The sequence below is a fragment of the Methylocystis sp. SC2 genome, from assembly GCF_000304315.1.
Lineage (GTDB): Bacteria > Pseudomonadota > Alphaproteobacteria > Rhizobiales > Beijerinckiaceae > Methylocystis.
In genome coordinates, this window is sequence record NC_018485.1 from 3206789 (window position 1) to 3220985 (window position 14197).

Annotated in this window: 14 protein-coding genes and 1 riboswitch; of the genes, 1 reads left to right on the plus strand and 13 read right to left on the minus strand. The window is 67.0% G+C overall.

Features of this window, described 5'->3' with window-relative positions; translation table 11 throughout:
- Positions 1-75 precede the first annotated feature (75 nt).
- The 13 genes from BN69_RS15505 to BN69_RS15565 all read right to left on the minus strand — a co-directional run bounded on the left by BN69_RS15505 (position 76) and on the right by BN69_RS15565 (position 13301).
- A complete protein-coding gene (locus BN69_RS15505) occupies positions 76-1488 on the minus strand; it encodes a cobyrinic acid a,c-diamide synthase CobB (protein ID WP_014892591.1) in 1413 nt (470 codons plus the stop codon).
- A complete protein-coding gene (gene cobM, locus BN69_RS15510) occupies positions 1485-2249 on the minus strand; it encodes a precorrin-4 C(11)-methyltransferase (protein WP_014892592.1) in 765 nt (254 codons plus the stop codon). The genes BN69_RS15505 and cobM overlap by 4 nt, the downstream gene beginning before the upstream one ends.
- Positions 2246-2662, minus strand: a complete 417-nt coding sequence (locus BN69_RS15515) for a cobalamin biosynthesis protein (RefSeq protein ID WP_051013329.1) — start codon at positions 2660-2662, stop codon at positions 2246-2248. The genes cobM and BN69_RS15515 overlap by 4 nt, the downstream gene beginning before the upstream one ends.
- The gene (locus BN69_RS15520) at positions 2641-3843 is read right to left on the minus strand and encodes a bifunctional cobalt-precorrin-7 (C(5))-methyltransferase/cobalt-precorrin-6B (C(15))-methyltransferase (protein ID WP_014892594.1); all 1203 of its coding nucleotides are present in this window, start codon (positions 3841-3843) and stop codon (positions 2641-2643) included. Before BN69_RS15520 ends, BN69_RS15515 begins: the two co-directional genes overlap by 22 nt.
- The gene (gene cobJ, locus BN69_RS15525) at positions 3840-4592 is read right to left on the minus strand and encodes a precorrin-3B C(17)-methyltransferase (protein ID WP_014892595.1); all 753 of its coding nucleotides are present in this window, start codon (positions 4590-4592) and stop codon (positions 3840-3842) included. Before cobJ ends, BN69_RS15520 begins: the two co-directional genes overlap by 4 nt.
- Positions 4589-5353: a precorrin-2 C(20)-methyltransferase gene (locus BN69_RS15530; protein WP_014892596.1), complete on the minus strand. Its 765-nt coding sequence runs from the start codon at positions 5351-5353 to the stop codon at positions 4589-4591. The genes cobJ and BN69_RS15530 overlap by 4 nt, the downstream gene beginning before the upstream one ends.
- On the minus strand, positions 5350-5982 hold the full coding sequence (locus tag BN69_RS15535; protein ID WP_014892597.1) for a precorrin-8X methylmutase: 633 nt from the start codon (positions 5980-5982) through the stop codon (positions 5350-5352). The genes BN69_RS15530 and BN69_RS15535 overlap by 4 nt, the downstream gene beginning before the upstream one ends.
- Positions 5979-7259 (minus strand): precorrin-3B synthase, encoded by a 1281-nt coding sequence (gene cobG / locus BN69_RS15540; protein WP_041927006.1) that lies wholly within the window; start codon positions 7257-7259, stop codon positions 5979-5981. The genes BN69_RS15535 and cobG overlap by 4 nt, the downstream gene beginning before the upstream one ends.
- Positions 7243-10542, minus strand: coding sequence for a cobaltochelatase subunit CobN (gene cobN, locus BN69_RS15545; protein ID WP_014892599.1), 3300 nt, complete (start codon positions 10540-10542; stop codon positions 7243-7245). Before cobN ends, cobG begins: the two co-directional genes overlap by 17 nt.
- A gap of 6 nt (positions 10543-10548) precedes the next feature.
- Complete coding sequence (gene cobW / locus BN69_RS15550; RefSeq protein WP_014892600.1) at positions 10549-11580, minus strand: cobalamin biosynthesis protein CobW; 1032 nt, start codon at positions 11578-11580, stop codon at positions 10549-10551.
- The gene (locus BN69_RS15555; protein WP_014892601.1) at positions 11577-12239 is read right to left on the minus strand and encodes a CbtA family protein; all 663 of its coding nucleotides are present in this window, start codon (positions 12237-12239) and stop codon (positions 11577-11579) included. The genes cobW and BN69_RS15555 overlap by 4 nt, the downstream gene beginning before the upstream one ends.
- A gap of 12 nt (positions 12240-12251) precedes the next feature.
- Positions 12252-12437, minus strand: a complete 186-nt coding sequence (locus BN69_RS15560) for a CbtB domain-containing protein (protein ID WP_014892602.1) — start codon at positions 12435-12437, stop codon at positions 12252-12254.
- A gap of 51 nt (positions 12438-12488) precedes the next feature.
- A riboswitch (cobalamin riboswitch) is annotated at positions 12489-12684 on the minus strand.
- Between the two features lie 47 nt (positions 12685-12731).
- Positions 12732-13301 carry an NMCC_0638 family (lipo)protein gene (locus tag BN69_RS15565; RefSeq protein ID WP_014892603.1) on the minus strand — a complete coding sequence of 190 codons (570 nt, stop codon included), beginning with the start codon at positions 13299-13301 and terminating at the stop codon, positions 12732-12734.
- A gap of 117 nt (positions 13302-13418) precedes the next feature.
- Here BN69_RS15565 and cobO point away from each other — a divergent pair, with 117 nt between their 5' ends.
- Positions 13419-14048, plus strand: a complete 630-nt coding sequence (cobO, locus tag BN69_RS15570) for a cob(I)yrinic acid a,c-diamide adenosyltransferase (protein ID WP_014892604.1) — start codon at positions 13419-13421, stop codon at positions 14046-14048.
- Positions 14049-14197: the final 149 nt, after the last annotated feature.

The following is a 14197-nucleotide window of genomic DNA, read 5'->3' on the forward strand; positions in this document are numbered from 1 at the left end:
GTTCTCTTGCTTCGTAGCCCTCCTTGGGCGTTTCCTCCCTTGACTTGGGCCGCTGGTTCGTCCGGCGGCCCTTTTTTACGCCAGCAGGTGGAAAAACGAGCCGGAGACGCCGTTGGTCGCCAGTCCGGCTGGGCGTTCGTCATCGCTATAGGCGTCGCGCGCCAGCGCGAAGGGCGCGCCTTCTTCGCGAAGAACGGTCGCGTAGTGAAATTCATGCCCGCGCAGTCGAACTCCGACGGCGCCCAACGGATGATCGGCCGCCAATCGCGCCTGGCGATAGCCGAGATGCAATTTACGCCGGGCGAAGCTCGTTTCCAGTTCCAGCAGTCCGGCCATTTCATGCGCCTCGCCCGCCGCGTCGATCAGCGCGCGGCCGAGAACCATGTAGCCGCCGCATTCGCCGTGGAGCCATCCTCTCTGAGCGAAACGCCGCAACCCCTTCATGAAGCCTTGCGCCGCCGACAATCGGCCGGCGTGCAGCTCGGGATAGCCGCCCGGCAGCCAGCAGAGATCGCAGTCTTCGGGCGGCGCCGCGTCGGCGAGCGGCGAGAAGAAGAAGACCTCCGCGCCGGCGTCGCGCCAATTCTGCGCGAGATGCGGATAGAAGAAGGAGAAAGCGTCGTCGCGCGCGACGGCGATGCGCTGGGCGGGAGGCGCGGTCGCCACGACGCCTGTCATTCCCGACGCCCGCGGAGCGGGCGATCGGGAATCCACGGCCGCGACAGGCGCGTCTGGCGTCACGCTGGATTCCCGATCGCTTCGCTTGCGCGAAGCGTCGGGAATGACATTGCTCGTTGCGGCGATCGTCGCGCAAGCGACGATCACGTCCACATCCACATGCGCTTCGATGAAATCTGCGAGCGCCTCGAGACGCTCGTCGAGACCTTGCGTTTCGCCGGCCTGAACCAGGCCGAGATGGCGTTCGGGGAGAGAAACCCGCTCATTGCGGGGCAATGCGCCAAACACCGGGAGGCCCAGCGCCTCGATCGCTTCGCCGGCGAGCCTGCGATGACGCTCGGAGCCGACGCGGTTCAACACGACGCCGGCGACCTTTACGCGCGCATCGTGTCCGGCGACGCCGCGGACGATCGCCGCCGCCGTCTGCCCCTGGCCCGTAACGTCATGAATGAGCACGACCGGCCAGCCGAGCAGGGCGGCGATGTCGGCGCTCGCCCCAACGCCAGCTGCGCCGCCGGGCGCGCCGTCAAAGAGCCCCATGGCGCCTTCGGCCAGCACGATGTCCGCGCCGGCGCTCACCTTCGCGGCGAGACTCTCGATCAAATGCGCCTCCATCGCCCATGAATCGAGATTGACGCCGTCGCGGCCGGTCGCCGCCGCGTGAAAGGCGGGATCGATATAGTCCGGCCCGCATTTGACCGGGGCGACGCGCAGGCCGCGCCGCGTCAGCGCGCGCATCAGGCCGAGCGTCAGCGTCGTCTTACCCGAGGAGGAGCGGGCGGCGCCGATCAGCAGGCCTGGCGCGTTCACCTTTCGCCTCTCGGCCGGAAGCGCCGATCATAGTCCGCGTCGTATAGAGCGCTTTCGCGGAAGTCTTCGCTCGCCAGCGCCGGTCCGACGAGAATGAGCGCGGTGCGCTCCATCGGCGCCTCGGCGGCCTGAGCCTCGATGTCGGCGAGCGTTCCGCGCACGACGCGCTCATCCGGCCACGAGGCGCGATAAACGAGGGCCACGGGACAGCCGCCGCCATAATAGGGCGTCAGCTCCTCCACGACCTGCGCCAGCACATGGATCGAAAGATGGATCGCCAGCGTCGCGCCGGATTGCGCGAATGTCGCGAGCCTTTCGCGCTCAGGCATCGATGAGGCGCGCCCCGAGGTGCGCGTCAGCACCAGCGATTGCGCGACTTCGGGGAGCGTGAGTTCGCGCTTCAAGGCGGCGCTCGCCGCCGCGAAGGCCGGCACGCCGGGCGTCATCGTGTAGGGAATGCCGAGCGCGTCGAGGCGTCGCATCTGCTCGCCTACGGCGCTCCAGATCGAGAGGTCGCCGGAATGCAGCCGCGCGACGTCCAGGCCGGCGTCATGCGCCCGTTGCATCTCGCCGACGATGGCGTCGAGCGACAGCGGCGCCGTATCGACGATGCGCGCCTCTGGCGGACAATGCGCCAGCACGCCCGCAGGCACGAGCGAGCCGGCGTAAAGGCACACCGGACAGCGCGCGATGAGATCGCGACCCCGCAAGGTGAGGAGATCGGCGGCGCCGGGACCCGCGCCGATGAAATGCACGGTCATGCGTTGCTCTCTTCGACGCGTCTTGCGAGAGCGCAGGCGGCGACCGGCGTCGTCACGCGCGGCGCGACGAGGCGACTGTTCGGTCCGGCGCCGACGAGCGCCGCGGCTTCGGCGACGCTGCCGACTCCAAACATCGCCTGCACCCGCGGCGAATGCGTCGCCGCGGTCGCCTTGCGGGCGCGCAGCGCCGCGAGCGGCAGAAAGACGAGTTCAAGCCCAAGCTCGCGCGCCGCATCATGCAGGCCAGCTTCCTGCGCCTTGCTTTCCAGCGCGCAGAGCCTTGCATCGCTGAGCTCGACGTTATGCGCCTGCGCGACGCGGCGCACGAGTTCGACGATGTCATGCGCGGCGACGCCGCGTCTTGCGCCGAGCCCGAAGGCATATGTCGCATTCATCTCTTCGTCGCTCGCCATTGCGTGACCGCCATCGCCGGATCGAGCGCGTGGAAGCGGCCGATCGGCCGCGCATGCGCGATCTGCAGATGTAATAGTTCGCCGCCTTTCTCGCGATAGGCGTCGGCGAGCAGCGCTTGCGTCTCGATGGTGACGGCGTTGACGACGATGCGCCCGAAACGGGGCAGGGCGTCCCAAGCGGCGGCAAGCGTCGCCGCGTCGGCGCCGCCGCCGATGAAAGCCGCATGCGGCGCATCGAGTTCGGCGAGGGCTTGCGGGGCTTCGCCCTTGATGATGCGCAGATCCGGAACGCCGAGCGACAGCGCATTGCGCGCAATGCGCTCCGCGCGCACGGCGTCGCGCTCGATGGCGATCGCGCGGTTTGAGGGATCGCTCAGCATCCATTCGATGGCGATAGAGCCGGCGCCGGCGCCGACGTCCCACAGCAATTCGCCCTTGCGCGGCGCGAGCGCGGCGAGCGTCACGGCGCGGATGTCGCGCTTGGTGAGCTGCCCATCGTGCTCGAACCAATCGTCGGGAAGGCCCGGCGTAAGCGGAATGACCGGCGTGTCGCCGTCGGCTTCCACTTCGACGGCGACAGTGTTGAGCGGCGCAATGTCGTCGAGCGCGAATGCGTCGGCGCGCGCTTGGCGCACGCGCTCAAGCGGTCCGCCGAGACGTTCGAGCACATGGAGGCGCGATCCGCCCATGCCGCGCAGGGCGAGATGGCGCGCGAGGCGCGCCGGCGTCGTCTCGTCCCAGGAGAGCGCGATCATCCGCGCGTTCGGCTGCAGATGCGGCCTCACGCGTTCAAAGGCGCGGCCGTGCAGCGACAGGAGCGCGCAATCCTGCTGGCTCCATTTGAGCCGCGCCGCCGCGAGCGAAAACGCCGAAGGCGCCGGAACGCAGAAAATTTCGTCAGGCGCGACATGGCGCGCGATGAGATCGCCGACGCCGTAGAAGAAGGGATCGCCTGAGGCCAGAACGACCGTGGGTTTGCCGCGCTGCGCGAGAATGCGCGGCAATGCGTCGGCGAGCGGCGAGGGCCATTGCAGGCGTTCCGCCGGCGCGTCGATCATCGCGAGATGGCGCGCGCCGCCAATGATCAGCGAGGCCCGCGCCACGATCGCGCGCGCCGCCGGCGTCAGCGCGTTCGCGCCGTCTTCGCCGAGGCCGATCAGCGACAGCCATGGCGCGCTCATGTCGCCTTCCGCGACGTATAGACCCAGTCGCGCGCAGCTTGGCGCGCGATGCGCCGCGTGCCGCTGGCGCCGATCACGACAAGCGTCGACATATCGACCTTGTCGCCCTCGGCTTCATCAAGTCGCGTCAGAATGATCTCCTCATTCTCACGCCCGACGGATTTCGCCAGGGCGACGAAAGTCTCGCCGGGAAGATGGCGACGCAGCAGCGCGAAAGCGTCATCGATGCGCGTCGGCCGCGCGCGCGACGCGGGATTATAAAGCGCGATGACGAAATCGCCTTGCGCCGCATGCGCGAGCCGCTTGGCGATGACGTCCCACGGCTTCAGATTGTCGGAGAGCGAGATCGCGCAAAAGTCATGGCCGAGCGGCGCGCCGAGTCGCGCCGCCGCCGCCTGCATCGCCGAGACGCCGGGCAGCACGCGAATGTCGAGGTCGCGCCATTCGCGCGGGCCGCCGTCGACCGCTTCGAACACCGCCGCCGCCATCGCGAAGACGCCGGGATCGCCGCCGGAGACGACGGCCACGCGGCGCCCCTGCGCGGCGCGCGCCAGCGCCTCCCGCGCGCGGTCGATCTCGACGCGGTTGTCGCTTGCCAGCCGCGTCTGCCCTTCGCGTTCAGGAACGCGTGCGACGTAAGGCCCATAGCCGATGATGTCCTGCGCGGCGTCGAGCGCTTCTTGCGCCTCGTTCGTCAGCCATCGCGCGTCGGCCGGACCGAGGCCGACAATGTCAAGCGCGCCGCTCAAGGGCGCCTGCCTCGCCCCGGCACAAGCGCCATCGAGAAATAAGGCGCGTCATCGTCGCGCTTGTCGGAAAAGCGCATGATCTTCTCGCCGGGCATGGCGCCGCGTTCGACATAGATCGCGCGATCGATGACGCCGGCGCGAGTCATCGCCCGGCGCAGCTTGGCGAAATTGCCGCCGAGCTTCATCACCACCGCGGCGTCCGTGGCGGCAAGACGCGATGCAAGGCAGTCTTCATCGAGCGTCGCCGGCAGAACCGTGAGAATGTCGTCGCCCCAGGCCATCGGCTGGCGCGCCGCGGCGAAACAGCCGGACATGCCCGAGACGCCGGCGCAAATCTCGATGCGAAAGCGCGAGTCGAGCCGCGCGAACATATGCATGAAGGAGCCGTAGAGCAGCGGATCGCCTTCGCACAGCAGCGTCACGTCGCGACCGGCTTCGAGCACGGCGCGAATGCGCATCACGCAATCTTCATAGAAGCGCTGAAGCGAGGAGACATATTCCGGCTGATCGAAAGGAATCTCCGTCGTCACCGGATAGAGCAGCGCGATCTCTTCGCAGCCCGGCGCGAGATAGGGCGCGGCGATCGCGCGCGCGTGGCTCGCGCGTCCGCGCTTGGCGAAGAAGGCGACGACGTTCGCCGCGCCGATGAGGCGCGCGGCCTTCACCGTCACGAGCTCCGGATCGCCAGGACCGAGTCCGACGCCGATCAGCGCCCCGAGCGTCGCGACGGCTTCATGCGATGTCGAGGCGAGCGCGTTCATTCCTGCTCGCTCGCCAGCGCATTGATGGCGGCGGCGGCCATGGCGCTGCCGCCCTTGCGGCCTTTCACGATCACGAAGGGAATGCGGCCGTATTCGCGCAGCGCGCCCTTCGATTCCGCCGCGCCGACGAAACCGACCGGCATGCCGATGATGGCGGCCGGAGGCGCCGCGCCTTCGTCAATCATCTCGAGCAGGCGGAACAGCGCCGTCGGCGCATTGCCGATAGCGACGAGAGCGCCATCCAACCGGTTGCGCCACAGCTCCAGCGCCGCGGCGCTGCGCGTGGTTCCGATCTCGGCGGCGAGCGCCGGCACGCGCGGCTCGAGCAGCGTGCAGACGACCTGATTTTCGGCCGGCAGCCGCGAACGCGTCACGCCATGCGCGACCATGTTGGAGTCGCAGAGAATCGGCGCGCCCTTCTGCAGCGCGTCGCGCGCCGCTGCGACGAAATCCGGCGAGAACTCGATGTCGTCGGCAAGTTCCACCATGCCGCAGGCGTGGATCATGCGGACCGCGATTTTTTCCTGCTCCGGCGTAAAGCGCGAGAGATTCGACTCGGCGCGAATGGTCGCAAAGGAGCGCGCATAAATTTGCGCGCCTTCGTGGATATAGTCGAAGCGGCGGCTCATTGCGCACGACCGCTTGCGCGTGCGGAGAGTTCGCGCAGGACGGCCTCGAAGGTCAGCGATCTGAAGCGCGGCGCGCCGTCGGCGCCGCCGTTTTCGATGAGATCGAACCCTTCGGCGCAGGCGAGCAGCGTGATTGGCGAGGCGCTCTGCCGCGCGCAGCCTTTCGCGCAGCCGGAAAGATGAAGGCCGACGCCGTCAGCGCCGCCGATCATCTGCGCAAGCGGCGCGAGATCCATCACATGCGCGCGCGTCTCGGCGACCGCCTGCGGACATTCCGGCGCGCCGGGACAGGCGATGACGGCAAGGCGCTTGTCGTCGGCCGACGTGATAAGGTCGTGGTCTTGCGCGCGCGAGACGACGCGTCGCGCATTGTCTTCATCGGGCGTGACGATCAGCAAGGCGCGCCACGGCGTGAGGCGCAGTTCGCCGGTTCCCTCGCCTTCTGCAAAATCGGCGACCGCCGCGAGTTCCTCTGCGCGCCAGCGGCCGAAGGGCGCGCCAACGCCCGCGAAAGCGACGGCGCCGCGACGTTGCGCGCCAAAGATATGCGCCCATCGCGCAGGCGCGCGCGCTTCCCTGGAGACGCGCATGACGAGTCCGGCCGCGCGTGGCAGCGCGTCGGCGCCGAGCGCTTCGACCAGCGTGCGCACGCGCCTGAAGCTATTTGCATGACGATCGCGCAGCTCTATGAAGGCGCGCGCAAGGCGCAACGCTACGTCGAGCGCGTCATTGACGGCGGCGAAGACGGCGCGATCGGGGACATCGGCGATATGAATCGCGACCGCGCCGTTTGCAATCGCTTCGATCCGAATGTCGGCCTCGACGTCGGCAAGCGACAGCGCGCCGCCATCATCGAGAAGAAACAGAAATTTCGGCGGCAGCGCGCGCATCGCTGCGTCGCGCTGCAATTCCGCAGCAAGCTCCACGGCCATGGCGTTGGCGTCGAAAGCGCCGGCCGCGAGTCCGGCGAGCGGCGACGCGATGACATTCGTCACGCGTTCGGCGTCGGCGCTCGGCGCGAGCATGCCGATCGCATCGAGCCGGCGCAGCGCTTCGGCGATCGTCGCCTCGCTGATCCCGCGCAGCTGGAGCTGAGCGCGCTGCGACAGATCGATCAGCCCATTGCCGCAGCCGTCCGCAATTCTCGCGATCTCGCGCGCCTGCGCCGCGCTCATGCGAGAGCCGACCGCCTTGGCGCGGATCAGCAGGCCGTCGCCGCTCGGCATCGGCGCGAAGGCTCCGGGACACCAGCCCTTGATCTCAGGCCTCGGCTGCAAGACGCCCTCCCTCTTGGCGTTCGATATCGCTCAAGGCGCCGCGCACGCTGTTGCGTTGCGTATTCCACAAGCCGCGCGCAAGCGCTTCGCTAAAAACGCGCGCAAGCCCCTCCAGCGCGCGGGGATTTTCAGCGGCGAGAAAATCGCGCGTGGCATCATCGCCCAAGGTCGCGTCAAAAGCGAGATCAAATTGCGCGTCTGTGACAAGACCGCTTGTCGCGGCGAAAGCATAGAGATTATCGATCGTCTCGGCGATCTCGCCGGCGCCGCGATGGCCGTGACGCATCTGCCCTCGCAGCCATCGCGGATTGGCGAGCCGCATGCGCAGGACGCGCGCGATTTCGTCCTTCAGCGCGCGCGGCCGCAACCGTTCCGGCCGCGTCGCATCGATATGCACCAAATCGGCGTCGCCGCCAAGCATGGCGTTCGCGGCGGCGAAACCGCCCTCATAATCGGCGAAGGCGGGTCCGATCAGAACGTCGACGTCGGCCATGTCTTGCACATGGACATGCGCATCGGCGTCAGCGACGCGGGCGCTGAACGCCGCGACGGCCTCTTTGCTTTCGCCCGCGCGGTCAAAGGCGTGACCGGCGGCGCAAAGATAGGCGCGCGCAAGATCGTCGCGGTTCGACCATCGCCCGCGCGCCACGCGATCGCTGACGCCAATTCCGTAAGTTCCGTCAGCGGCGCCGAAGACGCGGCGCAGATCGTCGGCGGCTTTCAGCGGATTGACCTCGGCGCCTTCATCGAGCCAGGCGACGGCGCGAACCGCGTCGTCGAACAGCGCAATGAGATTTCCGAACATGTCGCGGAACAGACCCGAGACCTGCAGCGTCACGTCGACGCGCGGAAAGTCGAGCCGCGCCTGCGGCAGAATTTCGAAGCCGACGACGCGCGCGCTTGCCATATCCCAGCGCGGCGCGACGCCGAGAAGCGCGAGCGCTTGCGCAAAATCCTCGCCGCCGGTGCGGATCGTCGCGCTGCCCCACAGGTCGAGCATGATGCGGCGCGGGAATTCGCCATGCAGTTGCGCGTGGCGCGTCATCACCTCGGCGGCGGCGCGGCGGCCGATGTCATAGGCGGTTTGTGTGGGCGCATGGCGCGGATCGATGCAATAGAGATTGCGGCCCGTCGGCAGAACGTCGGCGCGTCCGCGCGACGGCGCGCCGGCCGGACCGGGCGCGACGAAGCGGCCCGCAAGCGCGGCGATCAGCGCCTTGCGTTCGGCGCGCGCGCAGGCGTCGCGCGCGGGATCGCTGTCGGAACGACCAAAAACATGTAGCCCGTCGCCGATCCGCATGTCCTTCAGGTCGCACATCCAGGCGTCGAGCCGCGTCAATGTCTCGGGGATGTCCATCCCGTGCGAGACGCCGCATTCCGCGGCAAGACCGCTGCGCTCGGATTCGTCGATGATCGCGCCGGCGATGAGTTTCGCGCGGCGCGCGTCGAGCGCGCTCGCCGTCGCATATTCGTCGAGCAGCGTTTCGACTTTCGCGGCGGCGTCGAAGAGTTCGGCGTCAACGAGCGGCGGGGTCAGATGGCCGATCGTCACGGCGCATGTGCGGCGCTTCGCCTGCGCCGCTTCGCCGGGATCATTGACGATGAAAGGATAGATGAGCGGCGTCGGGCCGAGCACGGCTTCCGGCGCGCAGGCCTCGGACAGCATGACCGATTTGCCGGGAAGCCATTCGAGCGTGCCATGCGCGCCAAGATGAATGAGCGCGTCGATCTTCCGCGCATGCCGCAGCCAGAGATAGAAGGCGACATAGGCGTGGCGCGGCGGGCGCTGCACGTCATGATAGGTCTCGTAACGCTCAGCGCGCGCGCCGCGATCGGGCTGCAGCGCGACGACGAGCTTGCCGGCTTCCAGACAAGGGAGGCGGAAGACGTCGTCGCGCGCCGCCGGATCGTCCTGCGGCGCGCCCCATGCGTCATTGACGCTCGCGACGAAGTCGGGGGGAAGCGCGGCGAGCCAAGTTTGGTAATCGCGGATTGGAATATCGATGACGCGCGCGGCGTCTTCGAGCGCGCGGATTACTCTCAAGAGTAAGGGTGAGACTATGCCGACGTCGTATCCCTCTTCGGCCAGTGAAAAGACGATCTCCTGCGCGCTCGCTTCCGCGTCGAGGCCGATGGCGTAGCCGCCGCGGCCGCGTCGCGCCGGATAGTTAGAAAGAATGAGCGCAAGGCTCTTTTCATGGTTCGCCTTGCGTCTCAGACGCGCCCAGTTCAGCGCGAGGTCGGCGACGAAGTCGATGCGCGAGCGTTCCGGCGCATGGCGGGTTTCGCTGAACTCCGCCGCAAGACGCAGCGGCGCCTCCTCCTTGAAGGAAATCGCGCGCGTGAAGATGCGCCCGTCGACTTCCGGAAGCACGACATTCATCGCGAGATCGGCGCCGTTCGCGCCGCGCGTTGAGCCTTCCCACGCCTCGCGCAAAGAAGTTGCAAGAGCGACTTGCAGCACCGGCGCGTCCGCGCGATCGAGCACGCTTCCCGCGTCGCGCCGCGCCGAAAAAGCGGTGGCGTTGAGGATCACATCTGGCGCGAACGTCTCAAGCGCGCGCGATACGAAAGCTTCGCTCTCCGGCTCTTTCAGGCTCGCGACATAGATCGTCTCGACCGCGAAGCCGCGCTCGGCCAGCGCCTCGGCGAGCACAATGATCGGCGCGACGTCGTCGGCAAGGAACATGGCGCGATAGAAGACGATGGTCGCGCGCAATTCGCCGCCGGCGCGGCATGCCGCGTCGAAACGCCCAGCGTTGGCGATGGGAAGGCTTTCCCGCCACGGCGCCGGACGCCCGACGAGAGTCGATGCGTAACCGAGAAACGAACGCAGATTGTCGGGACCGCCGTCCTGAAAGAAGCGCCAAATTCGATTGAGCGTCTCCATATCGAGCGTCGACGCCTGCTGCAGACGCGCGTCGTCATGGGCGTCGCCGGGCGTGATCGCGAGGGCGATTCCCTTCGCGCGCGCTAGCGCCTCGAGCTGCTCGACGCCATAGGGCCAATAGTCTTTGCCGCCGAGCAGCCGCACGACGATCAGCCGCGCATGTCGCGCCACAGAGTCGAGATAAAGATCGACGGAGTAGGGATGCTTCAGCTGCGCCAGCGATGCGCAGCGAAAGCTCGGGAGGCGCGCGCCGCTTTGCTCATAAAGCCGCGCCAGCAGCCGCAGCTCCGAATCCGAAAAGGACAGAAACACGATCTCGGCGGGAGATTGTCCAAGATCGATGGCGGCGCCGGCGTCATCGAGACTATGGAGATCGCGCGGGAGGAGATGCATGGCGTATCACGGCTGCGCCAGCGTCGCGATGACGGCGTCGCGATTGAGGCCTTTCTCGCCGATGATCACGACGCGACTCATGCGCTGCTCATCGGGCTTCCACGCCCGATCGAAATGATGTTCGATGCGCGCGCCGACGCCTTGCACGAGCAGGCGCATCGGCTTGCCGACGACCTCGACGAACCCCTTGATGCGCAGCACGTCATGCGCGCGCGCCGCTTCGGCGAGTCGCGCAACCAGCGCCGCCGGATCGGCGATCGCCGAGAGAGAGACGACGAAACTGTCGAAGTCGTCGTGATCATGTTCGGGCTCGGCGTCATGATGCGACGGACGGGTTGCGAGATCGTCCTCCGCCGCCGCCGACAGGCCGAGCAGCACAAGCGGATCGACTCGCCCGCCGCTGGCGCGCACGATCTTCGCGGCTTGACGCGCGCCTTGCGTCAGACGATTGGCGACCGCGCGTTCTTCGTCGGCGACCAGCAGATCGGTCTTGTTGAGGATGATGAGATCGGCGCAGGCGAGCTGATCGTCGAACACTTCTTCAAGCGGATTGTCGTGATCGATCGTCTGCGTGTCTTCGCGCTCCTTGGCGATCGCGTCGAGATCGTCGGCGAAACGCCCTTCCGCCACCGCCTTGCCGTCGATGACGGCGATGACGCCGTCGACGGTCAGCTTAGAGCGGATCGCCGGCCAGTCGAAGGCCTTCACCAGCGGCTTGGGCAGCGCCAGTCCCGAGGTTTCGATGATGATGTGATCGGGACGCTTCTCATGCGCGAGCAGCGCCTCGATCGCCGGGATGAAATCGTCCGCGACGGTGCAGCACAGACAGCCGTTCGCGAGTTCGACGATGTTTTCTTCCGGGCAGTTCTCGACGCCGCAGGCGCGCAGGATTTCGCCGTCGACGCCGACGTCGCCGAATTCATTGATGACGAGCGCCAGACGTCGGCCCTTGGCGTTTTCGAGAACGTGACGAATGAGCGTCGTCTTCCCCGCGCCAAGGAAGCCGGTGACGATCGTTGCAGGGATTTTGGCGCTCATGAGGATTCCTGTTGACGCGACTGAAGTCGCCAGACGAGGCCGGCGAGCGCGCCGGCGAGCGCCCAGCTGATCGCCTGAACGGCGAGCGAGGCGGCGGCGAAGCGCGCGGCGAGTTCGGCGGGCGCGGTGCTTTCGGGCGTCGCGGGCTGCGGCGCGAAGAAATGCGGCAGGGCGATCAGCGCGACGCCGGCGATCTTCGCCGCCGTCGAGTCAAGCCGCAACAAGGCAAACAGTCCGGCCCCGGTGGACAGCGCGGTCGCAAGCCACCAGATTTGACGCGCGGCGAGGTCGGTTTCCGCCATGCCGGGAAGCTGCGGCGCGAGGCCGAGACTCGTCGCGAGCCCGGTCGCGGCGAAGGCGCAGGCGCCCCACAACGCGGCGCGGCGCGGCGCGATGGCGTCGCCGGAGAGAAGCATCGCGGCGAGCAATATCAGCGCATAGCCGATCGAGACGGCGATCGTCGCCACGCTGGTCGCCGCCGTGCGGCTCAGGCCGGAAAGCGCTGCGCCCGCCTCGGCGCCGTCATGCGCATGCTGCGCCGCCTCATAGACCTCGGCGGCGAGGATGAGCGGCGTCGTGGTGAAGTGCTGCAGGGCCGCGACCGCAAGCCCGGCGACAAGGCCGGCGATGAGGCCGGTCGTCAAAACGCGCGCGATCAAGCGCGTTGCGGCCTAGTGACAGGGAAAGGAGAGCGCGTGGCGCGTATCATGCGCCGCGTCATGCACGCTTTCCGGATAGGCGAAGCCCGCGAGCCAAACGAGTCCGAAGCCAAGCGTGAGCGCGACGGCGGCGGCCTTCAGCGCCTCGAGTCTCGAAGAGGGGAGGGCGGCGGCGTTGGCGGATGATTTGACGTTCATATCGGTCTCCCTGCCGCCCCACCGGCGGCGATGCGATGCGCGCGGCGATCCAAAACAATCGCCCTGACGGCAGGTCTCCTGGCTTCCGGCTCGTCGGACCGCGCCGCCTTCCCAAGCGTTAAGGCTCAGTGGCGGATGGCGCGGGCCTCGCCGGCTACAGTTGCGGGGGCAGCCGCGGATACGGACACAAGTCCGCGCCGCGTTCCCTTTTCACTTCTTGCGAAGGACCGTCCCGAGTAGTCATATGCGCGGCTCACGCTTCCGTCAAACGGGGTGAGTCTCAAGCGAGCTCTCCTAGTGACTTAGCGTTATGAAATGTTGGTACGCTAGACCGGGGCGATCGGTGTAGGTAATCGCGACAAGCGTGGGCTTGCCCTTTTTGGGGGTAATGCGCCACGCGCGGAAGGTCGTTTTGTAACCTTGGACTTCTTGTGTCGACGCATCTTCCAGACTCGTTTCGCCCTTCAACGCCAGTCTGTGAATCGCAAGCGACATGTCGAAGATCAAATGGATTGAATTCTCGTCGGCCGCCTGGACGCGAACCCCGCAAATTCCGCGACTCTCATATTCGGCGAGGAGCTCGGCGCCGTTCGGAGAGATGATTGCATAAGCGACTCCGCCGGGCCGTCCCCCTTGAAGTCTCTGAACCGCGCTCGCCGGGAGCTGTTTGAAGCGACCGAAATTCCACGTCGCTGGATCGAACAGTACAACGATCTTGTCCTTGGAGCCGTCTGTTGCGAAACAGACCTTCTGAAATAATTCCAGCGCATCAATCGCGCGAAGGTCAAGCGATGGGGCTCCGAGCAGCGAGACCGGCACGAACAGTAACAAAACGACACACAGCGTCGCAATAAGCCTTGTCACAAGAAACATTCTCCGTGGAAAATACCGGTAACGCCACCGGACAATGGCAATAGGCGCCGATATTGGTCAAGAGTCGCAATCCTGTTACCCGAACGGGATCCGAGAACGGGAGATTCGATGCCGTCTCACGAGAATGACGAGTCTGATCGCCGTCATCGTCTCAAGATGGAGAAGCGCAAGGCGGTTCAGGACGCCGAGGTCGCTGGCAAGACCATCGCTCGCAAAGGCCTGCTGATGGTCCACACCGGCGCCGGCAAGGGCAAGTCGACGGCGGCCTTCGGGCTGGCGCTGCGCGCGCTCGGCCATGGCTGGAAGATCGGCGTCGTTCAGTTCGGCAAGGGCCAGTGGCGCACCGGCGAGCGCAACATGCTCGAAAAGCTTGGCCGAGAGTTCGGCCAAGTCGCCTGGCACACGCTTGGCGAGGGCTTCACCTGGGAGACGCAGGACCGCGCCCGCGACGAAGCGGCCGCCCGGCGCGCCTGGGAGAAGGCGCGCGAACTCATGGAGGACCCCGAGGTTCGCCTGCTGGTGCTCGACGAATTGAACATTTCGCTGCGCTATGAGCATTTGCCGCTGGAGGAGGTGCTTAGCGCGCTCGCCGCGCGGCGCGACGATCTCAATGTCGTCGTGACCGGACGCAACGCCAAGCCGGAGCTCATCGCCGCAGCCGATCTCGTCACCGAAATGACCCTCGTCAAGCATCATTTCGGCGCCGGCGTCAAAGCGCAGGAGGGAATCGAATTCTAACCTGAAAGCCGCTCCGAGATCCGCCGGCGTATCGCTCTTGGCAGCGGCTCGCGTAGCGAATACGCTTTGCGGGCAGGCAGTTCCGTGGCGGACGGGAACGCGCGCCAGCGACGCGAGCAGGCATCCCGAGGCGCGTCAGTCCTAGAGAG